The sequence below is a fragment of the Bradyrhizobium sp. CCBAU 21365 genome (genome assembly GCF_015291305.1).
GTDB classification, from domain to species: domain Bacteria; phylum Pseudomonadota; class Alphaproteobacteria; order Rhizobiales; family Xanthobacteraceae; genus Bradyrhizobium; species Bradyrhizobium elkanii.
Genome location: NZ_CP030036.1, coordinates 1122292 through 1144174, shown reverse-complemented (window position 1 = coordinate 1144174; position 21883 = coordinate 1122292). Strand labels below are relative to the sequence as shown.

The window sequence follows — 21883 nt, the reverse complement described above, 5'->3', positions numbered from 1 at the left end:
AGGGGGAGGGAACCCCCGCTGGTGCCTTCCTTACGTCCGCCTTTTCTACCCCCAATCTCAGCCCGCGCAGGCGATCGCCTCACCCGACCCATCGTCCTCCAATACCGCCACCGCTGCGGCGCGGCGCGTCAGCACGGCGCGCTGGTTGATGTAGCCCTTGTCGGTGATCTCCCCGCCGTCGACCGAGGCGGGCTCGGCCAGCAGCAGCGCACGCGTGGCATGGCCGGAGGAATGGCCGCCCTGCGCCTTCAGCGTCGCCAGCCCCCGCCCGATCGCGGAACGGACCGCCGGATGGCCGATCACTTCCCGCGCATCGGCGCTCTCGGGCAGGCCTGCCAGCGCGCGGCAGGCGGCGAGATTCGGAAACACCAGGAAGCGCACCTCGTCGCGGCCATGGCCGGTGACGACGATGTCCTGCGCGAGCGGCGCCAGCGCCGCGATGCCGGCGACGCGCAAGGTGCCGACGCTGACCCAGGTGCCGGAATTGAGCTTGAAGTCCTCCGCCACGCGGCCGTCGAAGAACAGGCCGAGATCGGGCCGTGCCGGATCCGCGAAGGTGACGGCGTCGCCGATCTTGTAAAAACCCTCGTCGTCGAAGGCCTCGGCGGTGAGTTCGGGCGCCTTCCAGTAGCCCGGCGTGACGTTGGGCCCGCGCACCCGCACCTCCAGCTTGTCGCCCGACGGCACCAGCTTGAGCTCTGTGCCGGGAATCGGCACGCCGATATTGCCGGAGCGTTTTGCCAGGAAGTGGCAGTCGGTCGCGAGCGGCGAGGTCTCGGTCGACCCCCAGGCCGACACCATCGGCAGCCGGCGGCCGACGGTCCGCAGCGACAAGTCCTCCAGCGCGTCCCACAGATTCTGCGGCAGCGCCGCGCCGGCATAGAAGGCGAATTTGGTGCCCTCGAAGAATTTTCTGCGCAGTTCGTCGTCGGTGCGCAGCGCCGCGATCAGCATGTCGAACCCGCGCGGCACGTTGAAATAGACCGTCGGCACCACGCTGCGCAGGTTGGCCAGCGAGGTCGCGAACAGCCCGGGCGCCGGCTTGCCGCCGTCGATATAGAGCGTGCCGCCGTTGCGCAGCACCAGGTTGAAATTGTGGTTGGCGCCGAAGGTGTGGCTCCAGGGCAGCCAGTCCAGGATAACCAGATCGTCGCGCGACTGCTCCAGGAACGTCCAGGTCTGCGCCTTGGCCTGCTGGCTGGAGGTCAGCATGCGCTGGGTGTTGATCACGGCCTTCGGCGTCCCCGTCGAGCCCGAGGTGAACAGGAGTTTTGCGATCGTGTCCGCCGTCACCGCCGCGAACGCCGTGGCGACCCCGGGCGCTTCCGGCGTGGCAGCGACGGCACGGAACGGCAATGCGTCGGCATCGTCGGGATTGCCGCTGACGATGGTTGCGCGATGCAGCGGCTTGATTGCGGCAAGCGCCGCCGCGAACGGCCCTGTGCTCGTGGCATAGATCGCGCCGGGGTCGAGCAACTCGATCATGCCCTTCAGCTTGTCGAAATCCCGGGACATCAGCGAATAGGCCGGCGAGATCGCGGCCGAGGGCACGCCGACATGCTGCGCGGCGAGCGCGAACAACGCGTGATCGATGCCGTTGTCGGAAAGAATGACAAGCGGACGTTCAGCGCTCAGCCCTTGCGCCAGCACCCACGATGCGGCCCGCCGCACGATGCCGAGCGCGTCGCGATAGCTGACGGTGCTCCAGGGTACCTCGGCATTGGCGCGCTCGCCGAGGAAGATGCGATCCGGCGCCAGCCGCGCCCAATGCTCCAGCCAGTCGCCGACGCAGCGGGCGCCCTGCTTCAACGGCGTGGTGGAGCGGACCAGGATGCTGCCGTCGTTGCGGCTGGCCGCAACGATCGCGGGCGTCGCAAACAGGCTGCTCGGATTGTCTCCGCTGGCGGCGGCCATCGTCATGGTTTCCTCCTCGCCCAGTCTTGTCACCCAGGTCTTGTCGCCCAGGTCTTGTCACCCATGTCTTATCGGGACCGCGCCGCAACATGGTGCGGCGCCGCGGTCCCGGCCGGGCTCTTTGATCATAATGTTGCGGACATCAATTGTTGTCGTCAACAACAATCTTTCCCTCCCGCCTCGACCGCGCTAGCCTTGCGGTCATGGCAAGCCAGCAAAAGACATCGCGCAAGGCGGCAGGAACGGCAGTGGCAACCCGCCGCCCCCGGTCGCACAGAGCAAATGGCGGGGCGCGCAGTGGCGAGGCCGGCGACGACATCGGCCTCGACGCGCTGGTCGGTCACGCCGGCTATGCGGTGCGGCGCTTCCAGCTCTGGATCTTTCAGGACTTCATCAAGACGCTGGCGACGGTCGATATCCGCCCAACCCAGTATTCGGTGATGACCGTGATCGGGGCCAATCCTGGCCTCAGCCAGATGGCGGTGGCAAAGCGGCTCGGGATCGAGCGCGCGCGGCTGGTGCATCTGCTCGACAGCCTCGAAGCACGCGACTTCGTCAGCCGCGTCCCCTCCGCGACCGACCGCCGCTCCCATGCGCTGCATCTGACCGCGCGCGGCAAGGCCGCGCTGGCGCGGTTCAAGCGGCTCGCCGCCGAGCATGAGCGGCATGTCGCCGAGAAGATCGGCAAGGAAAATCGCGAGCAGCTGCTGCAGATCCTGGCCTGCTTCACCTGACCTCGCGACGAGATTTCGGCTTGATCAGGCCTGCCTTTAAATTGGGCAGATACCTCTCAAGCCAACCGGCGCCCGTTCCCGACGAGCATTTCAAGCAACTGATATTGTGCAATAATCTGCCTCATAACGGGCGCGGGCGAATTGTACACAATGGCACATTGCTTGCTTCGATCGGGCTGCAATTCCCTTGCGGAGGGCGTCCGACGCCTCCCGCTCACGAGATGAGGCCAACGACGTGACTGAAACTGTCGCCGCGATCGTCGCCGCGCACCGCGCCGGGACCATGACGCCGGCCCAAACCGTGGCGCGCAGCTACCAGCGCATCCGCGAGCACAACGACCCCGCCATCTTCATCAACCTGCGCGACGAGACGGATGCGCTCGCCGAGGCTGGGCGGCTCGCCGATCCGACGTTGCCGCTCTATGGCGTGCCGGTTGCGGTGAAGGACAATATCGATGTCGCGGGCCTGCCGACCACCGCCGCCTGCCCGGCGTTCTCCTATCTGCCGGCGCAGGATTCCACGGCGGTCGCCAAGCTTCGTGCGGCCGGCGCCATCATCATCGGCAAGACCAATCTCGACCAGTTCGCCACCGGCCTGGTCGGCGTGCGCTCGCCCTACGGCATTCCCAAAAATCCGGTGCGCGGCGATCTCGTGCCGGGCGGATCGAGCTCGGGCTCCGCGGTCGCGGTCTCCGCGGGCCTGGTGCCGCTTGCGCTCGGCACCGACACTGCAGGCAGCGGCCGCGTACCGGCAATGCTCAACAACATCGTCGGGCTGAAGCCGAGCCTTGGGCTGATCTCGACCACCGGCGTCGTGCCGGCCTGCCGCACGCTCGACTGCGTCTCGATCTTCTCGTTCACCGTCGACGACGCGCTGGCGGCGCTCGCCGTGATGTCCGGGCCCGATCAGTCCGATCCGTTCTCGCGCGATCGGCCGCTGGCCCCGCTCGCGGCGTTTCCGGCGAAGCTGAAGCTCGGCATTCCCCAAAGCGGCCAGCTGAAATTCTTCGGCGATCATGAGGCCGAGAAGGCCTATGGCGAGGCGTGCAAGCGCTGGCAGGCGCTTGGCGCCGACCTCGTCGGGTTCGACCTCGCGCCGTTCTATGAGACCGCGCGGCTGCTCTATGAGGGCCCGTGGGTCGCCGAGCGCTATCTCGTGATCCGCGACCTGTTGGCGTCGTCACCCGAGGCGGTCCATCCGGTGACGCGCGAGATCACCGTCGGCGGATTGCGCCCCACCGCTGCGGACACCTTCTCGGCGCTGTACCGCCTCGAGGCGCTGCGCCGCGTCGCCGAGCGCAGTCTTGCGCAACTCGATGCCATCGTGCTGCCGACCGCTCCGACCGTCTATTCCACCGCTGATGTGCTCGCCAATCCGATCGAGCTCAACTCGCGGCTCGGCACCTACACCAATTTCGTCAACCTGCTCGATATGTGCGGCCTGGCGCTGCCGGCCGCGATGCGGCCCGACGGCGCGCCGTTCGGCATCACGCTGCTCGCTCCCGCCGGCCGTGACGCGGAGCTTGCCGGCATCGGCCGCATCTTCCATGCCGACACCAAACTGGCGCTCGGCGCCAATTCACTGCCGCAGCCGCCGCTCGCCGCCGCGCCGATGCAGGCCGCCTCCGGTGAGATCACCATCGCGGTAGTCGGCGCACATCTCTCCGGCATGGCGCTGAACCACGAGCTGACGACGCTCGATGCGCGCCTGCTGGAAGAGGCGGTCACCGCGCCGGACTACAGGCTCTACGCACTCGACACCACGCCGCCCAAGCCCGGCATGCTGCGCATCGAGGCCGGTGCCGGCGCATCGATCAAGCTCGAACTGTGGGCGATGTCACCGGCAGCATTCGGAACATTCGTCGCCGCGATCCCGCCGCCGCTGTCGATCGGCACGATCAGGCTCGCCGACGGCCGGCAAGCCAAGGGCTTCATCGTCGAGCCCGCCGCGATCCATGGCGCGAGCGATATTTCATCCTATGGCGGCTGGCGGGCGTTCATGGCGGAAAGGGCGAAGACCTAGCCGCTCCGGCGGTGCACTCCCTCGCCCCGCTCTCGCGGGGAGAGGTAAGAAGAAGCTACACCGACACCGCGTAGGTCTCGTATTCCCCCCGCACCTGCTCGATATGGGCGCGCATCGCCGCGGCGGCGCCTGTCTTGTCGCCGCGCATGATGGCGACGACGACGCGGTCGTGCTCGGCGTGGGATTTTGCCAGACGGCCGAGGTTGCGGAACTGGGCGCGGCGGAACGGCTGCACGCGCACCCGCGTCGCCAGCGTGATCTCGGCGATATAGGCGTTTTGCGAGCCGGCATAGATCGCGTTGTGGAAGCGCTCATTGACCTCGTGGAAGCGCTCGGGATTGCCGGTATAGCTCAGCACCCGCAATTCCTCGTGGATCGCTTCCAGCGCGTGGCGCTCCGCCGGCGTCATCCGCTCGGCGGCGAGGCCGGCGCAGATCGCCTCCAGCTCGGCCATCGCCTCGAACATGCCGGTGAGCCGTTCAAGCGAGGGCCGCGCCACCACGGCGCCGCGATGCGCGCGGGCATCGATCAGGCCGCTGGCAGCAAGCTGCCGCAGCGCCTCGCGCACCGGGGTGCGCGAGACGTTGAATCGCCGCGCAAGGTCGGTCTCGTCGAGCCCGGCGCCCGGCGGCAGCGTGCCGCGCACGATCTCGTCGGCAAGCTGCAGCCGCAGCTCTTCGGCACGGGTGATCTTGTCGACCAGCGATGACGGACGGTCGATGCGGCGCACCGTCATCTCGGATTCTGCACCCTGGGGCAGATCGTCCAGGCTCATCCTCGAGCGCCCTTCAAGCACCTTTGGGTTCATCGATGACGCTGACATGGGCCGCGACGATTCTCCAGCCCTCGGGGAAACGAATCCACGTCTGCATCTGCCGCCCCACCCTACCCGGTGCGCTGTCCCGGTAGAACAGCGTCGAGGCGATCGCGGTGTCGCGGCCATAGGTCGTGATCACGGTCCGCTCGATCTTGCGCATCAGCCCGACCGGCGAGCGTCCTGCGCGAAACGCCATGATCTCGGCATAGCCATAGAGATTCTCGCCAATGCCGTAACGCAGCGTACGGCGGTCGTCGCGGAACAGCTCGTCGAGCACGGCAACATCGTTCGAGACCAGCGCCTGCTCATATCGCTGGAACTGCGCGGTGACCTCGGCGACGACGTCGGGAAGATCGATATCCATGTTAGATCCCTCTCGGCGCCGGCGCGGCCGCAACGCCCATCTGTTCGAGCGCGTAGGCGACCCGCAGCGCGACGTCCTCGCGCCAGGGCGCCGCAATGATCTGCACGCCGATCGGCATCGGTTCAAGCGGCACCGGCACGGCGACCACCGGCAGGCCGATGAAGGAGATCGGCTGGGTGTGGATGCCGATATTGGCGCGCACCGGAAGCTCGACGCCGTCGAGCGTAAAGCTGGCCTGGCCGATGTTCGGTGCGGTGCACGGCGTCGCCGGCGCCAGGACAACGTCGACCGACTGGAACAGCTCCAGCACCCTGGCGCGATACCAGCGGCGGAATTTCTGCGCCTTGTCGACATAGACCGCCGGGATCATCGCGCCCGCAATGAGACGGTCGCGCACCGCCGGATCGAAATCGTTGGGACGGTTGCGCAGGTGATCGAGATGCAGCGCGGCACCCTCGGTCGTGGTGATGATGTAGGCCGCGGCACGGGCGCGCGCCGCTTCGGGAAGCTCCACGGTCTGCGTGGCACCGAGCGCCTTCGCGACGCGCGCGACCGCCTCTGCCGCCTCCGGAAACAGATTCTGCTGGAAATAGCCGCCGGCGATCGCGACCCGCAGCCCGCCAATATCATTGGCAAGCAACGGCAAGGTCGGCTCGAGGGACTGCACAATGCAGGCCGGATCATCGGCGTCAGGTCCCTGCATGGCATCATAGGCAAGCGCGAGATCCTTCACGCTGCGCGCCAGCGGGCCGAGATGATCGAGGCTGGCGACGAACGGATAGGACCGCGCGCGCGACAGCCGGCCATAGGTCGGCTTCAGGCCGAACGTGCCGCAGAACGACGACGGCACGCGGATCGAGCCGTTGGTATCGGAGCCGAGCGCGATCGGCACCAGCGCGCCGCCGACAGCGCTGCCGGAGCCCCCGGAAGAGCCGCCGGTCATCCGCGCCGGATCATGCGGATTGCGCGACGGGCCGTCATGCACGTTCTCGCCGGTGAAGTCGTAGGCGTATTCGCCCATGTTGAGCGCGCCGACCAGCACCGCACCGGCCGCCTCCATCCGCTCGATCAGCGTCGCGTCGCGCGGCGACGGCGGCAGGTCGCGGTTGATCTTCGAGCCGGCGCGGGTCGGAAGACCCTGCACATCGAACAGGTTCTTCACCGCGAACGGAACGCCGGCCAGCGGGCCGACCGGTTGACCTGCGGCGATCGCGGCATCGATCGCGCTGGCCCTGGCGCGCGCGCGATCGACGGTGACGTCCGTGAAGGCGTTGAGGACCTTGTCATGCGCCGCGATCCGCGCCAGCGCAGCCTCGGTCGCGGCAAGAGCCGTGATCTTGCGGCTCGATACGGCCTGCGCGGTCTCGGCAGCCGACATGGAAGCAGAAGTTTCGGACATCGCGATCTCAGGTCGAATAGACGGCAGCCGACACGACGTCGTCCGGCAGCGGGAAGTCATCGACCAGCCGCGCCAGCCGCAGCGAGACGTCGAGATTGGCGCGCACCGCCGGACGCCAGGCGTCCTCCAGCGGCAACGCCATCGCGCGGGCGACGGCGTTCATATAGTCGTCGAGATGATCGGTCATTTCGCTCCCAATAACGATTTTGCGCATGATCTCCGCGCAAACGCTTCGCGTTTGTCGCAGGGAAAACCGGTTCCTACTTTTCCGGATCATGCGTCAAGACACCGGCAGCGGCGGATGCGGGATCGCCGTCAGCAGTTCCCTTGTATAGGCATCCTGCGGATTGCCCAAGACGTGTTCGGATGTGCCCTGCTCCACGATGCGGCCGGCGCGCATCACGATGACGCGATCACACAGCAGGCGCACGACGTTGAGGTCGTGCGACACGAACAAATAGCTCATGCCCATCGACTGCTTGAGGTCCTGCAGCAGATTGAGCACCACCGCCTGCACCGAGACATCAAGCGCCGCGGTCGGCTCGTCGAGGATCACGAGCTTCGGGTGCAGCGCGATGGCGCGCGCGATGCCGACGCGGGCCTTCTGGCCGCCGGACAGCTGGTGCGGGAAGCGGTCCAACAGATTGACCGGCAGACCGACCAGCCGCGCGAGCTCCTCGCAGCGGTCGCGGAGCGCATCACGCCCACTGATGTCGCCGAGCTGCATGATCGGGTCCGCGATCGCGCGCGCCGCGGTGAAGCGCGGGTTGAGGCTGTCGGTCGGATCCTGAAACACCATCTGGATCTGGCTGCGCCGCGGCAGCCGCGCGAAGGACTGCGGCGCGATGCCGCCGATGTCCTCGCCGTCGAACATGATGCGGCCGGAAGTCTGATCCAGCAGCCGCATCACCATCATCGACGTCGTCGACTTGCCGCATCCGGATTCGCCGACCAGCCCGACGCTCTCGCCATGGTCGACCTGGAAACTGATGCCGTCGACCGCGCGGAAGATCTCCTCCTCGACCGGCGGCTTGCGCCCGAACAGCTTTGCGAGCACCCCGCCCGCGCCCTGGCGCGGATATTCCTTGACGAGCTTTTCGACTGATAGGAGGGGCTGTGTTCGCTCGTCACCCCCGGGTTTGACGGAGGTTTGTCGCGGCGAGTTCGCCTCTTCCTCCGGCAACAGATCCCGCAGCGACACCCCGATCCGCGGCGTCGCGCGCATCAGCTTCCTGGTGTAGGCGTGCCGGGGCGCGGCGAAGATGTCGGCCGAGACAGCGGTCTCGACCACACGGCCCTTCTCCATCACCACCACGCGGTCGCAATAGGCGGCGGCGAGGCCGAGATCATGCGTGATCAGGATCGTCGACATCGATCGGCGCCGGGTCAGCTCGACGATCAGGTCCATCACCGCCTTCTGGGTGGTGACATCGAGCCCGGTGGTCGGCTCATCGGCGATCAGAAGCTGCGGATTGCAGGCCAGCGCGAGCGCGATGACGACGCGCTGGCACATGCCGCCGGACAGCTCGAACGGATAGGCGTGGTAGCGCTCGCGTGCGCGCGCGATCTTGACCTGCTCCAGCGCCTCGATCGCCGTCTCGCCGCGATCGGTGACCTGCGCCTGCTGGACGTGCTGGCGCAGCACGTCCTCGATCTGGTGTCCGACCTTGCGGATCGGATTGAGCGCGGCGCGCGGGTTCTGGAAGATCATCGAGACTTCGCGGCCACGCAGATCGCGCATCTGGCTCTCCGAGGCCGACTTGACGTCGATGCCGGAGAACATCACCGAGCCCTCGGCGATCCGGCCGGCGCGATCGAGGATGCGCATCACGGCATAGGAGGTCACCGACTTGCCGGAGCCGGACTCGCCGACGATGCCGACGGTCTCACCCTTGCCGACCGATATGTTGACGTGCTGCACCGCCTTGACGATGCCGCGACGCGTCGTGAACTCGACCGTGAGGTCGCTGACGTCGAGCAGCGGCTGGGCGGTCATGCGCGCCTCCCCTCATGGGGTGCGTCATCCAAAAATCCGCAAAACAACCCCATGCAAAGGAGCGGAGCGGTAACACGACACCGGACCGGGACAGGCATCATGTCCTCCGCTGCGGGTCGACGATGTCGCGCAGGCCGTCGCCGAGCAGGTTGAAGCAGAACACCGCGATCATCAGCGCAAGGCCCGGGAACAGCGCGATCCACCATTCGCCGGACACCATGAAGCCTGCGCCCTCGGCGACCATGATGCCCCACTCGGCGGTCGGTGGCCGGACGCCGAGCCCGATGAAGGACAGGCCCGCGGCGTTGAGGATCGCATAGCCCATGGTCAGCGACATCTGCACGATCATGATCGGCATGATGTTCGGCAGGATGTGCCCGAGCAGAATGCGGTATTCGCCATTGCCCGAGAGCCGCGCCGCCTGCACGAAGCCGGCGTTGCGGCGGACATTTGCCTCGGCGCGCGCGACGCGGGCGTAGAGCGGGAAGTTCACGATCGCGGTGGCGATGATGATGTTCTCCACGGTGTTGCCGAGCGCCGCGACGATGCCCATCGCCAGCACGAACAGCGGAAACGCCATGATGGTGTCGGCGATGCGGCCGACGATACGGTCGGTCCAGCCGCCGAAATAGCCGGCGGCGATGCCGGCCAGCCCGCCCATCAGGAACACCAGCACCACGGAGGCGACCGCGATGAAGGTGTCGAGCCGTGTCGCGACGATGACGCGGCTGAAGATGTCGCGGCCGAGCTGATCGGTGCCGAACCAGTGCGCGGCGGACGGCGGCTTCAATGCCGCCGCGGTGTCGGAGGCGAGCGGGTCGTACGGCACGACATAGGGCCCGAACAGCGCGGCAAACAAGATCAGGATAAGCAGCGCGAAGGCAAAGCCGGTGACCTTGTTTTCGCTCAAGACGTAACGGGTCTGATCAAGAGCAGCGGCAAGCCCCGACGTGCGGGCGGGACCTGCGGGTTCGACGGTCGGCGCGACGGTACTCATGCGTCCCTCCCTAAAGCGCGATGAGATCAGGTTGCATCGTCATCGCGCTTCAGCTCCTTGTTTGAGCATGATCTTTTCGGAAAACCGCTTCGCACTTTTCCGGATCATGTTTAGCCCTCCAGCCTGACGCGGGGATCGATCACGCCGTAGAGGATGTCGATCATCAGATTGAGCAGAACGTACATGACCGCCATGGTCAGCACGAAGCCCTGCACCGGCGCGAAGTCGGACGCGATCAGCGCCTCGACCGCGTAGGAGCCGATGCCGGGCCAGGCGAACACCTTTTCCACCAGCACATTGGCCCCGAGCAGGAACGAGAACACCATGCTGAGCGTGGTGATGACCGGCAGCATCGCGTTGCGGAAGGCATAGGTGACGATCACCTTGCCGGGCGACAGGCCACTGGCGCGCGCGGTGCGGACGAAGTCGGACGCCAGCACCGCCAGCATCGAGGCCCGCGTCATCCGCGCGATCGGCGCCAGCGAGAAGATCGCGAGCGTCACCGCCGGCAGGATCAATTGGCTGAGCGCGGAACGAAACGCTTCGAAGTCCCGCGCGATCAGCGTGTCGACGAGATAGAAGCCGGTGACCGTCGGCGGCGCGCTGTAGAACACGTCGAGCCGGCCGAGCGGCGCCGGCGACCAGCCGAGGCGGAAGTAGAACAGATAGACCAGCACGAGCCCGGTGAAGAACACCGGCAGCGACACGCCGGCCGTGGTGGTGACGCGGCAGAGATGGTCGATCCAGGAGCCGGGCCGCGTCGCCGCCAGCATGCCGAGCGGGATCGCGATCACGATGGAGACGACGAGGCCGAGCAGAGTGAGCTCGGCCGATGCCGGCAGGCGGTTGCGCAGCTCGGCTGCCACCGGCTGACCGGTGGTGAGCGATGAGCCGAGATCGCCGTGGGCGAGATCGTTGGTATAGCGCACGAACTGCTCGATCAGCGGCTTGTCGAAGCCGAGCTTCTTCCTGATCTGATCGACCGCCTCCTTGGTGGCCGCCGGGCCGGCGAAATACGCTGCGGGATCGCCCGGCAGCGCGCGCGTCAGCAGGAACGTCACAATCACGACCCCGATCAGCGAAGGGATCGCGAACAGCAGCCGCTTGCCGATCAGGGTCAGCATGGCGCGATCTCAGCTCTATCGCAGGCCACAACGGGACTGCGAGGGCTCCCTCCCCCACGCACCCCAAGAGCTATCGCATGTGCGCTCGATCCCTCTACAAACTCGTCATGCCCGGCCTTGTGCCGGGCATCCACGTCTTGGCTTCCGCGTGAAAAAGACGTGGATGGCCGGGACAAGCCCGGCCATGACGATGTGGAAATAGCGCCGCCAAGCTTGTCGCTGCCATATGCTATTGCCCTCCCCCGCAAGGGGGGAGGGAGCCTGAGAGATGTGGCCACCTCACCACGAGCCACATACGCAAGATCGTCGCGGGCCATCAGCATCACCGCCCTCACCCCTTCGCCATCGCGCGATAGTCGAGGCGGCGGTGGAACCAGTATTGGTAGCCCGTCACGTTCTTCTGCATCGCGACGTTGACGAAGGGCTGATAGAGCGGGATGCGCGGGATGTCGGCGAAGGCGAGATCGACGAAGCCCTTGACGTCGGCGTCGTAGGCCGCGGTGTCGCCATTCGCGGCGGCGACGCGCGCGCCGTCGATGAGCTTGTCCATCTCTGATGACTTGTAGCTCATCGTGTTGAAGATCGAATTGTTGCCGTGATAGCACCAGTAGAAGAAGTATTCGGGGTAATCGAGCCAGCCCGAGAACACGTTGGTGAACAGCGGCATTTCCTTCTTGGTGAGCTCGGTGCGCCAATTGGCGCCGGGCACCTTGTTGATCGTGGTCTTGATGCCGAGCTGCGCCAGACTCTCCTGCACCAGCACGCAGAGCGGCTCGTTGACACCAGCGAAATTCAGGTCGAACGAGATCGTGGTCTCGAAGCCGTTGGCGTAGCCGGCCTCCGTGAGCAGCGCCTTGGCCTTCTCCATGTCGGTGAAATACTTCGTCGGCTGCGGCCACGCGACCTCGGTCGGCTTGTCCTTTGCCGCGCCGAACATCGGGTTGGCGAGACCGAACAGCACCGCATCCATGATCTTCTGATACGGCATCGCGTAGGCCATCGCCTGCCGCACCTTGGGATTGTCGAACGGCGGCTTGGTCACGTTCATGCCGATATACTGGATGCCGTTGGAGAACGGCAGCGACACCACGTTGAGCTTGCCGTTCGCCTTCATCTCCTGGAAATCCTTGAACGGCAGCTCGTAGGAGATGTCGGCATCGCCGCGCTCGAGCAGCGCTCGGCGGTTGCCGGCCTGCGGCACCATGCGCCAGATCACGCGCTTGATCTTCGGCAGCGGACCGCAGACCCAATCGTCGTTGCGTTCCATGACGACTTCGGTGCCGGCGGTCCACTTGGTCACCTTGTAGGCGCCGGAGCCCGCGGTCTGCTGCTTGGTGAATTCAAGACCCCAGGGATCCTTTTCGCTGGCGTTCTTCTTCACGAGCTCGGAGTTGACGACGCAGGGCACGATCACCGCGAGGTCGGGGATCGTCAGCTTGTCCTTCTTCAGGAAGTCGACGCGCACCGTGGTGTCGTCGACGATCACGAACTGCTCGGGCTTGGTCAGCGAGCCCGCGCTCATCTGGAAGGTCGGGAAGCCGCCGACAGAGACGGCACGGTCGAGCGACCATTTGACGTCCTTCGCCGTGACAGGCGTGCCGTCGTGGAATTTGGCGTTCTTGCGCAGCTTGAAGGTGACCGACATGTCGCCGATGTTGATGTCCTCGGCGAGCTCGGGCTTGAACTTGTCGCGGTCGTAATAGGGCACGCCGCCCGGACCGCTCTTCATCTCGTGGCTGATCAGGCGGTCGTAGCAATTCCACGACACCTCGTAGCCCGGCACATTCGTGCCGACGCCGTGGATGTCGAGATTGTTGGGACCGCCTTCGGAAACGATCAGCAGCGTCTCGGAGCGCGCGTCGGCTTTGGCCGGCGACCAGATCGCGGGCGCGGTCGGCGCCAAGGCGCCCGCTGCCAGCCCGGACACCGATTTGAGGAAATCGCGACGCTTCATGTGATGCTCCAACGCCTTGGGAAACGGCCTTGGAACTCAGATCGCAAGGATTGTGCCAACCCTTAACGAAAGCTTATGTCCTGCTAATGCCTTGCCGAGGCGGGAGAAAACGCCGACCGGTATCCCGGTCGGGCAAAATCTCAGATCGTCAATTGCATACAAAGACAGGCTATATGCTCAAGATATGAGCAGGAAATGGCTCCTGCTTGCTTTGTGGCCGACAATGGATGTCGCGCGCTGAAGAGAGCTAGTCGGGCCAGATCAACTCCTGCAACTGCACGAAGTCATCAACCCGGTCCGGCCAGCCCGCGATGCAGATATGCCGAAGCGGATCGCTGGCCGAGTGCAGCATCAAGAGCGCCATCAGCCGCCGCTTCAGCGTGAACGTCACGTCAGTGCGCGAGATGCCGAAGCCGTCGAACAGGCTGCGGACCCGGCGGGGATGCCCGGCGGCCATGAAGGCGCTGGGGCCGAGCAGGTCGTACTCGCCCCACCCCGTCCGGACGTCGCCGAAGTCGAACAGGCCGGCGACGTGCCAGCCGTCGGCCCGGCGTCCCAGCAGAAAGTTCTCCGGGATGTATTCGCCGGTCAGGATCATCGGCGGCGCGCTCATCGGAATCAACTCAGTGGCGTCGCGCAGCAGATCGTCGAGCGAGGTGAGCAATTTCGCCGGCAGGCCGAGCCGTTCGTGCAGCGCCCGGCACTGCGCGATCTGCCCGTGCATGAAAACCTCCCAGCGCGGCTCGAGCGCGAGCAGGCGGCCGGGCGGCACGCGCTGCACCTCCGCAATCACGGCCCCGATCTCGCCGAGCACACGCTCCCGCTCGGCTTCCGACAGCGCCGGCCATACCTCCGAGCCGACGGTGCCGGCGAGGTGCGTGATGACGAGATACGGCCAGCCGTCACGCTCACCCTCCGCGATGAGGTCGGGGATCGGAATGCCGAGCCGTCCGCTCAACACCGCGAGTGCGCCGCGCTCGGACACGAATTGCGGGCGCAGAAACGGCGGGAAGAGTTTGAGGATCAGGCCATCGTCCAGCCCGACAACCAGATTGGTGCCGGTCGAGAACACATGCGGCGCGACGCACGACAGCCCGAGGCCATCAGCAATATCACGCGCGACCGGCAGCCAGCGCGACGCGTCGCCGCGCCAGGCGCGGTAGGAGTCGTAGTCGGTCAGGGAAGGAAGATGCATTCGCGCGCGGCCTCTCAACGCTGTCGTCCTGGCGAAAGCCAGGACCCATAACCACCGAATTTGATTGTAAGCGGGATCGCGGCCCTAGCCTCGCGCAACGATGAGCAGCCGGGGTAATGGGTCCTGGCTTTCGCCAGGACGACCCTGAGTGTGTGGCGCCGCTTGCGAGCGATACATTCACATCCTCTCAGGATGACGGAGAAACAGTTGAGCAGTCTGGATGCCCCTCACCTATCCGGATTGGCGCGCTCGAACTGGCGCAAGAGGCGGTTGCCGCGCTCGACGGCGTTGTCCATCGCGGCTTGCGCCGATCGCTTGCCTGAAAACACCTGCTCGAGTTCCTCCTCGATCACGTCGCGGATCAGGACGAACGAGCCGAGGCGGATGCCCTTGGAGTTATCGGTCGGCGGCTTCAGCGTCACCTCCTCGATCGAGATCGAGGCGCCGGGATTGCGATCGTAGAAACCCTGCGCGCGGGTCAGATCGAATGCGGCGCGGGTGATCGGCAGGTAGCCTGTGTTCTGGTGCCAGGCGGCCTGCACCTCCGGCCGCGACAGATAGGCGAAAAACTTCGCCACGCCGGCATATTCGGCGCGCGGCCGGTCGCGCAGCACCCACAGCGTCGCACCGCCGATGATCGAGTTCTGCGGCGCGCCCTGCACGTCGGGTTCGTACGGCATCATGCCGTAGCCGACCTCGAATTTGGAATTGGCCCTGATGTCGGCGCGCGTGCCCGACGAGCCGATGAAGATGCCGCATTCGCCCTTCTGGAAACGCGGCTCGGCCGCCTGCCCGCGGCCGCTGTAGTCGAAGGTCTTGTCGGCCTGCCACTGCGCGAGCTGCGCGATGTGGCGCACCACCAGCGGGTTGTTGAAGATCAGCTGGGCGTCGAGCCCGGAAAACCCGTTGGCCTTGGTTGCGATCGGCAGATTGTGGAAGGCGGAGAAGTTCTCGACATTGATCCAGGACGGCCACGACGTGGTCACGCCGCACATCGCGCCCGCCGCGCGCAGCCGCTTGGCCACGACGCCGAGCTCCGGCCAGGTCCTCGGCGGCACACTGGGATCGAGCCCGGCAGAGCGGAACATGTCCTTGTTGTAGTAGAGGATCGGCGTCGAGGCATTGAAGGGGAACGACAGCATGTTGCCGTCGACATCGGCATAGTAGCCGGCCACCGCGGGCAGATAGGCCGACGGCGCGAATGCCTCGGATTGATCGCGCATCAGCTCGAACACCGGATAGATCGCGCCGCGGGCCGCCATCATGGTTGCGGTCGCGATCTCGTTGACCTGTACGATCGCCGGCTGGCTGCGCGAGCGGAAGGCGAAGATCGCCGCGGTGACGGTCTCGGTATAGTTGCCCTTGTAGGCGGGCACGATCCGGTAGTCGGATTGCGAGGCGTTGAAATCGGCGGCAAGCTTCTCGAGCTGCTTGCCGAGCTCGCCCGACATCGCGTGCCACCACATGATCTCGGTGGCCGCTCGCGCCGGCGACACAAGCAGAAGAGCCGCGACGACGAGGGGCAGGAGCTTCAAAGCGAACTTCACGACGAGCCGTTCCCGGATGCCAACACGCCCTCATAAGGCGCCACAACCGCAGATTCAACCGACACCACAGGTTGCAGCGCGGATTTAACGTTTGGCCGATGGCGAACCAGCGCCATTCTGCTAAAAATGCGTTGAACCTTTTCTTCCCGCCCTGGACACAAATCACAAGGGGAATTGTAGCCTGTGTACCGCCGCGCCGGCCTTTCGCGGATAACGATGCTTGCCGTCGCGCTGTCATGGGCAGCGGTCCCGGCGAGCGCTTTCGCGCGCGAATTCCGTACCGCCGATACCCAGAATGAGGACTATCCGACCGTCCAGGCGCTGAATTACATGGACCGCCTGATCGCCGAACGCACCGCCGGCCGGCACCGCATCGTGGTCTTCCATTCCCGCCAGCTCGGTGAGGAAAGGGAGACGCTGGAGCAGACCCGGGCCGGCGCCATCGACCTGAACCGGACCAATGTCGCGCTGATCGGGACAATGGTGCCGTCGGTCAACGTGCTGGCAATGCCGTTCCTGTTTCGATCGCCCGAACACCTGCAGAACGTGCTGGATGGACCGATCGGCAGCGAGATCCTGAACAGTCTCGGGGCTCACGGCTTCGTCGGGCTGGCCTTCTACGACTCCGGCGCCCGCTCGATCTATAACAGCGTCCATCCGGTCCATTCGCTCGACGACGTCAAGGGACTGCGGCTGCGCGTGCAGCAATCCGAACGGATGTCGGACGTGATGCGCGCGCTCGGCGCCCAGCCGGTCCAGATGCCCTACGGCCAGGTGCTGACCGGATTCGCCACCGGGCTGATCGACGGCGCCGAGAACAACTGGGCGTCCTTCGTCACCACCGGTCACTACAAACACGCGCGCTACTACACGTTGACCCAACACACTTTCAGTCCGGACGTGCTGCTGATGTCGCAAAAGGCCTGGGCCAGCCTCTCGCCCGAGGAGCAGGCGATCTTCCGCGAGGCCGCGCAGCGCTCCAGCGTCTACATGCGCGGGAGGTGGCGGGAGCTCGAGGAGCGCTCGCGCAAGCAGGCGGAGCTGGCGGGCGTCGAGATCGTGACCGACATCGATCGCAAGCCGTTCGAAGCTGCAATGGCCGGCATCTACGCCAGGGCCGAGCGCGATCCCGCGACATCGGCGCTGATCGAACGCATCCGCAACGTGGAGTAACCGGATCTTGGACGCAGCAAAGCAGGACGGGACGATGCGACGGCGGGCGGCCTTCGGGCCGCAGGGCCGTTTCCGCATCGTCCAGCTGCTGCGTGCGGTGCCGATCCGCTGGCGCATCCTTTCGATCGCCCTGCTCAACTCCGCGGTCGTGATCGTGCTGGCGGTGCTGATCTGGAACGGCGCGAAGGTGCTCGGCTCGGCCTGGGAGGATGTCCGCCAGGTGCGGGAATCCGACAAGATCCTGGCCAAGCTCGAAAGCGAGACCAGCCGCCTGCAGAACCTGATCCATCGCTACATCAACCAGCCGAGCCCGGACCTGTTCGCGGAAATCCTGCTGCTCCGCGAGGCCGTGCTCGGCACGCTGACCAACCGGGCCTCGACCGACCCGATGCTGTCCGGCTCGGTCGAGCAGCTGGAGCGCGTCACCAGCCGCTTCCTCGACGGCTTCGGCGAACTGCGCACCGTGCAGACCAGGATCGCCAAGACCTATGACGAGCAGGTGCTGTCGCCGACCAAGGACATGGCCGGGCTCTATTCGATCATCGAGGGCGCGACCGGCCATCGCGATGCGCTGATCTGGCCCGCGCTCGGCAAGTCGCGCGAAGCGTTCACCTCGCTGCTGGTCGCCGCCAACGCCTACTATCTCTCGCTGGCCTCTTCGTCGGCCGAGGAAGCCCGCCGCAACATCGATACGATCGAGCGGACGATTCCCGTCATGACCGATCTGGCCGAGAACGATCTGCAGCGCATGGCGCTGGCGCGGCTCAAGGTCAAGACCGCCGAGCTGCGCGACGGGCTCGGCAAGCTCAGCGAGCAGCTCACCAACCGCACCGATCTGCTGCGCAACTCGATCGACGCCAGCCAGGCGGATGCGATCGGCGCGATCGACGATCTCTCGGTGAAGATGCGCCAGCGCGAGCAGAAGGCGCAGGAGACGTTCGACAAGACGCTGACCTCGATCTCGCGCCGGGTGCTGTCGATTGCCGTGATCTTCCTCGGCGTCATCATGTCGGCCGGCGTCATGATCGCGCTGTCGATCCGCCTGCCGCTGGCGCAGATCATGGCCGCGATGCGCACCATCACCTCGGGGGATCTCGACCGGCCGGTGCAGGGCACCTCGGCCAAGGACGAGGTCGGCGCCATGGCGCGCGCGGTCGAAGTGTTCCGTGAAAACGCGATCGCCAAGCGCAAGACCGAGGACGAGCTGCGCACCGCCAAGGAGGAGGCCGAAAGCGCGCTGCTCGAGCTCAATACCGCGCAGCAGAACCTGATCGATGCCGAGCGTCTCGCCGCGCTCGGCGGCCTCGTTGCCGGCGTCGCGCACGAGGTCAACAATCCGATCGGCATCAGCCTGACGGTGGCCTCGAGCTTCGCCCGCCGCAGCGAGCTGTTCGAGAACGACCTGAAGACCGAGCCGCTGCGCCGCTCCAAGCTCGACGAGTTCGTGCGCGCCTCGCGTGACGCATCGCAGCAACTGGTCGCGAACCTGCAGCGCGCCGGCGAGCTGATCCAGTCGTTCAAGCAGGTCGCAGTCGATCGCTCGCATGCCGAGCGCCGGCAGTTTGCCTTGAGCGAATCCACCGACCAGATCGTGGCGAGCCTGCGGCCGGTGCTGAAGAAGGCCGCGATCGCGCTGTCGGTCGATGTGCCCGAGGGGCTCCTGATCGACGGTTATCCCGGCGCCTATGGGCAGATCTTAACCAATCTTTTCCTCAACGCCGTCAATCATGCCTTCGCCGATGGCCGCTCCGGCACCATCACCATCTCGGCGCGCGGGCGCGGCGCCGACGATGTCGAAATCATTTTCGCGGACGACGGGGCGGGCATGACGCCGGACGTGCAGCGGCAGGCGTTCGACCCGTTCTTTACGACGCGCCGCAACGAAGGTGGTACGGGCCTTGGCCTCCACATCGTCTATAACCTCGTCACCCAGCAGCTCGGTGGACGCATGATGCTGGAGTCAAGGGTAGGACAAGGCACCACTTTTCGCATTATCATGCCCAGTATCGCCAAGGGGGCTGCCAAGGGCGAGCCCACGATCGCTGACGCAGCAGCCGACGGAACCAGTCAATGGCCGAACAGGACGATGTCCTCCAACTGATCGACGATACCGAGAGCCCCCCGGAGGACTCGTCGGCCCGCAAGTGGAAGATCGCCGTCATCGACGACGATCACGCCGTCCATGAAGGCACCCGCTTCGCTCTGAGCGACTACAACCTGAACGGTTCGACGCTGGAGATCCTCTCGGCCTACTCTGCGGCCGAAGGCCGCACGCTGATGCGGGACAACCCCGACATCGCAGCCGTGCTGCTCGACGTCATCATGGAGACCGACGTCGCCGGCCTCGAGCTCGTCGAGTTCATCCGCAACGAGATCAAGAACGAGACCGTGCGCATCATCCTGCGCACCGGCCAGCCCGGCCAGGCGCCGGAACGGCGCGTCATCGTGCAGTACGACATCAACGACTACAAGGCGAAGACCGAGCTCACCGCCGACAAGCTGTTCACGTCGCTGACCGCTGCGCTGCGCAGCTACCAGCAGCTCGAGCGCATGGTGCAGACGCGGCGCGGGCTCGAGATCATCATCGACGCAGCCTCGACGCTGTACGACTTCAAGTCGATGCAGCGGCTCGCCGAAGGCGTGCTGACGCAACTCGCCTCGCTGCTCAATGTCGATTGCGCGGGGATCCTGGTGCTGCGCGACGACGGCAACGCGGCCGCGGCCGATTTCTCGGTGCTGGCCTGCTCGGGCTGCTACAGCCGCTTCATCGGCACCACCTCGTCGAAGGCGCTCGATCCGGACCTGCGGCACATGGTGGAGGAAGCGTTCCAGCGCCGCAAGAACGAGTTCGCCGACCACCGCAGCGTGCTCTATTCGCGCACCGGCAGCGGCCGCGAGGTCGTGGTGCTGCTGCAGGCCGAGCGCCAGCTCTCCGACACCGACCGTGCGCTGGTCGAGATCTTCTCGAGCCGGCTGTCGATCGCGTTCGACAACGTAATCCTCTACCAGCAGCTGCACGAGGCCAATACCCAGCTCGAGGACCGCGTCGCGCAGCGCACCCGCGCGCTGATGCAGGCCAACCGGCGGCTCTCGGCGCAATGGCTGCGGCTGCAGCGCGCCAACGGCTTCAAGAACGAGATCCTCGGCACCGTCGCCCACGATCTGAAGAACCCGCTCGGCGTCATCCTCGGCCGCACCGAGATGCTGACCGAACTGATCGGCGCCGGCTCGCCGAAGGAAAACGTCACGTCGCAGGTCGAGCACATCAGGGACGCCACCAAGCGGCTGACCTCGATGGTCGACCATCTGATCTCGGACGCGATGGCCGATGCCTTCGACATCACCATCCGCCGCGAGCCGGTCGACGTCGCGGCGCTGGTCAACGAGGTCACCGAGGCCAATCTGCCATCGGCGGTCAACAAGCAGCAGAGCATCTCGGTCTCGGGGCCGCAGCAATTCGTCACGATGTGCGACGCCGACCGGATCCGCGAGGCGATCGACAACCTCGTCAGCAACGCCATCAAGTACTCGCCGATCGGCGGCAAGATCACGGTCACGGTCAGCCATGAGGGCGACGACACCGTGATCCGGATCGTCGACCAGGGTCCCGGCCTCAGCCCCGAGGATCTCGGCCGGCTGTTCGGCCGGTTCCAGCGGCTGTCGGCCAAGCCGACGGCGGGCGAGAGCTCGACCGGGCTCGGCCTTTCCATTGTCAAGCGCATCATCGACATGCATGGCGGCCATGTGACCGCGCAGAGCCCGGGCCCCGGACAGGGGTCGACCTTTACGGTTACACTGCCGGCGACAGAGACATCATGAGCCAGAACCCGCATATCTTCATCGTGGACGATGAGGCGCCGGCCCGCGAAATGGTCGGCGATTACCTCAAGATGCACGGCTTCGGCGTGACGCTGTGTGATGGCGGCAAGAGCCTGCGCAAGGAGATCGAGGGCTGCACGCCCGATCTCGTGGTGCTGGACCTCAACATGCCCGAGGAAGACGGACTGTCGATCATTCGCGACCTGAAGAGCAAGATCAACGTCCCCGTCATCATGCTGACAGCTACTGCCAGCCCGATCGACCGGGTCGTCGGGCTGGAGCTCGGCGCCGACGACTATGTGGCCAAGCCCTGCGAATTGCGCGAGCTGATGGCGCGCATCCGCTCGGTGCTGCGGCGGAGCGGGCCGGCGAAAGCGGCGACGCCGGAACCAGCGAGTGCGAAGGCCGAAAAGGAGCAGCTGGTGCGGTTCGGCACCAAATGGCTCGATCTCGAGGCCCAGGCGCTGCGCGACGACGAGGGCAACGAGCATCCGCTGACGGCCTCCGAATTCGGCCTCCTGAAGGTGTTCGCGGCCAACCCGAAGCGGGTCTTGTCGCGCGAGCGGCTCCTGGAACTCGCCAATGCGCGCGATGCGGAAGCCTTCGACCGTGCCGTCGACCTGCGCATCATGCGCATCCGCCGCAAGATCGAATTCGACCCGACCAAGCCGTCGGTGATCCGGACCATCCGCGGCGGCGGCTACCTGTTCTCGCCGACCGGGGACAAGGCCTGATTGTCGTCCCGGCGAAGGCCGGGACCTATTACCCCGACTACCTGTGGTGAGACGACGATAGGGCCACAGCGAGCTCCAACAGCGAACGGCTGT

17 protein-coding genes are annotated in these 21883 nt (G+C 65.9%); 6 read left to right on the top strand and 11 right to left on the bottom strand.

Annotated features, from left to right (window positions below; all coding sequences use genetic code 11):
* Window positions 1-57 precede the first annotated feature (57 nt).
* Complete coding sequence (locus tag XI02_RS05320) at window positions 58-1914, bottom strand: feruloyl-CoA synthase (protein WP_172649292.1); 1857 nt, start codon at window positions 1912-1914, stop codon at window positions 58-60.
* Between the two features lie 203 nt (window positions 1915-2117).
* Between XI02_RS05320 and XI02_RS05315 the strand changes: the two genes are divergently transcribed.
* Window positions 2118-2648 (top strand): MarR family winged helix-turn-helix transcriptional regulator, encoded by a 531-nt coding sequence (locus tag XI02_RS05315; protein ID WP_016841122.1) that lies wholly within the window; start codon window positions 2118-2120, stop codon window positions 2646-2648.
* Window positions 2649-2931: 283 nt separating this feature from the next.
* Window positions 2932-4671 (top strand): allophanate hydrolase, encoded by a 1740-nt coding sequence (gene atzF, locus XI02_RS05310; protein WP_244981171.1) that lies wholly within the window; start codon window positions 2932-2934, stop codon window positions 4669-4671.
* 55 nt (window positions 4672-4726) lie between these two features.
* Here atzF and XI02_RS05305 read toward each other — a convergent pair whose 3' ends face one another.
* From XI02_RS05305 to ugpB, 10 genes are all read right to left on the bottom strand, one after another.
* The gene (locus XI02_RS05305; protein ID WP_018269568.1) at window positions 4727-5446 is read right to left on the bottom strand and encodes a GntR family transcriptional regulator; all 720 of its coding nucleotides are present in this window, start codon (window positions 5444-5446) and stop codon (window positions 4727-4729) included.
* 13 nt (window positions 5447-5459) lie between these two features.
* Window positions 5460-5852, bottom strand: coding sequence for an oxalurate catabolism protein HpxZ (hpxZ, locus tag XI02_RS05300; RefSeq protein WP_172648899.1), 393 nt, complete (start codon window positions 5850-5852; stop codon window positions 5460-5462).
* 1 nt (window position 5853) lies between these two features.
* Window positions 5854-7230 (bottom strand): AtzE family amidohydrolase, encoded by a 1377-nt coding sequence (locus XI02_RS05295; RefSeq protein WP_172649293.1) that lies wholly within the window; start codon window positions 7228-7230, stop codon window positions 5854-5856.
* Between the two features lie 28 nt (window positions 7231-7258).
* Window positions 7259-7438 carry a DUF4089 domain-containing protein gene (locus tag XI02_RS05290; RefSeq protein WP_018269566.1) on the bottom strand — a complete coding sequence of 60 codons (180 nt, stop codon included), beginning with the start codon at window positions 7436-7438 and terminating at the stop codon, window positions 7259-7261.
* Window positions 7439-7531: 93 nt separating this feature from the next.
* The gene (locus tag XI02_RS05285) at window positions 7532-9247 is read right to left on the bottom strand and encodes an ABC transporter ATP-binding protein (protein ID WP_172648900.1); all 1716 of its coding nucleotides are present in this window, start codon (window positions 9245-9247) and stop codon (window positions 7532-7534) included.
* 97 nt (window positions 9248-9344) lie between these two features.
* The gene (locus tag XI02_RS05280) at window positions 9345-10244 is read right to left on the bottom strand and encodes an ABC transporter permease (RefSeq protein WP_172648901.1); all 900 of its coding nucleotides are present in this window, start codon (window positions 10242-10244) and stop codon (window positions 9345-9347) included.
* A gap of 110 nt (window positions 10245-10354) precedes the next feature.
* Window positions 10355-11368 (bottom strand): ABC transporter permease, encoded by a 1014-nt coding sequence (locus XI02_RS05275; RefSeq protein WP_172648902.1) that lies wholly within the window; start codon window positions 11366-11368, stop codon window positions 10355-10357.
* A 331-nt stretch (window positions 11369-11699) separates the two neighbouring features.
* The gene (locus XI02_RS05270; protein ID WP_172648903.1) at window positions 11700-13322 is read right to left on the bottom strand and encodes an ABC transporter substrate-binding protein; all 1623 of its coding nucleotides are present in this window, start codon (window positions 13320-13322) and stop codon (window positions 11700-11702) included.
* Between the two features lie 247 nt (window positions 13323-13569).
* Complete coding sequence (locus tag XI02_RS05265) at window positions 13570-14517, bottom strand: phosphotransferase (protein ID WP_172648904.1); 948 nt, start codon at window positions 14515-14517, stop codon at window positions 13570-13572.
* A 227-nt stretch (window positions 14518-14744) separates the two neighbouring features.
* On the bottom strand, window positions 14745-15983 hold the full coding sequence (gene ugpB, locus XI02_RS05260; RefSeq protein WP_244981172.1) for a sn-glycerol-3-phosphate ABC transporter substrate-binding protein UgpB: 1239 nt from the start codon (window positions 15981-15983) through the stop codon (window positions 14745-14747).
* A gap of 297 nt (window positions 15984-16280) precedes the next feature.
* Here ugpB and XI02_RS05255 point away from each other — a divergent pair, with 297 nt between their 5' ends.
* The 4 genes from XI02_RS05255 to XI02_RS05240 are packed head-to-tail and all read left to right on the top strand — an operon-like array spanning window position 16281 to window position 21790.
* Window positions 16281-17237, top strand: coding sequence for a TRAP transporter substrate-binding protein (locus XI02_RS05255; RefSeq protein ID WP_172648906.1), 957 nt, complete (start codon window positions 16281-16283; stop codon window positions 17235-17237).
* 34 nt (window positions 17238-17271) lie between these two features.
* Entirely contained in the window at window positions 17272-19338 is a 2067-nt protein-coding gene (locus XI02_RS05250) for a HAMP domain-containing sensor histidine kinase (RefSeq protein ID WP_172649294.1), read from the top strand.
* Entirely contained in the window at window positions 19308-21056 is a 1749-nt protein-coding gene (locus tag XI02_RS05245; RefSeq protein ID WP_016847581.1) for a DUF3369 domain-containing protein, read from the top strand. The genes XI02_RS05250 and XI02_RS05245 overlap by 31 nt, the downstream gene beginning before the upstream one ends.
* Window positions 21053-21790 carry a response regulator gene (locus XI02_RS05240; protein WP_172648907.1) on the top strand — a complete coding sequence of 246 codons (738 nt, stop codon included), beginning with the start codon at window positions 21053-21055 and terminating at the stop codon, window positions 21788-21790. Before XI02_RS05245 ends, XI02_RS05240 begins: the two co-directional genes overlap by 4 nt.
* Window positions 21791-21883 lie beyond the last annotated feature (93 nt).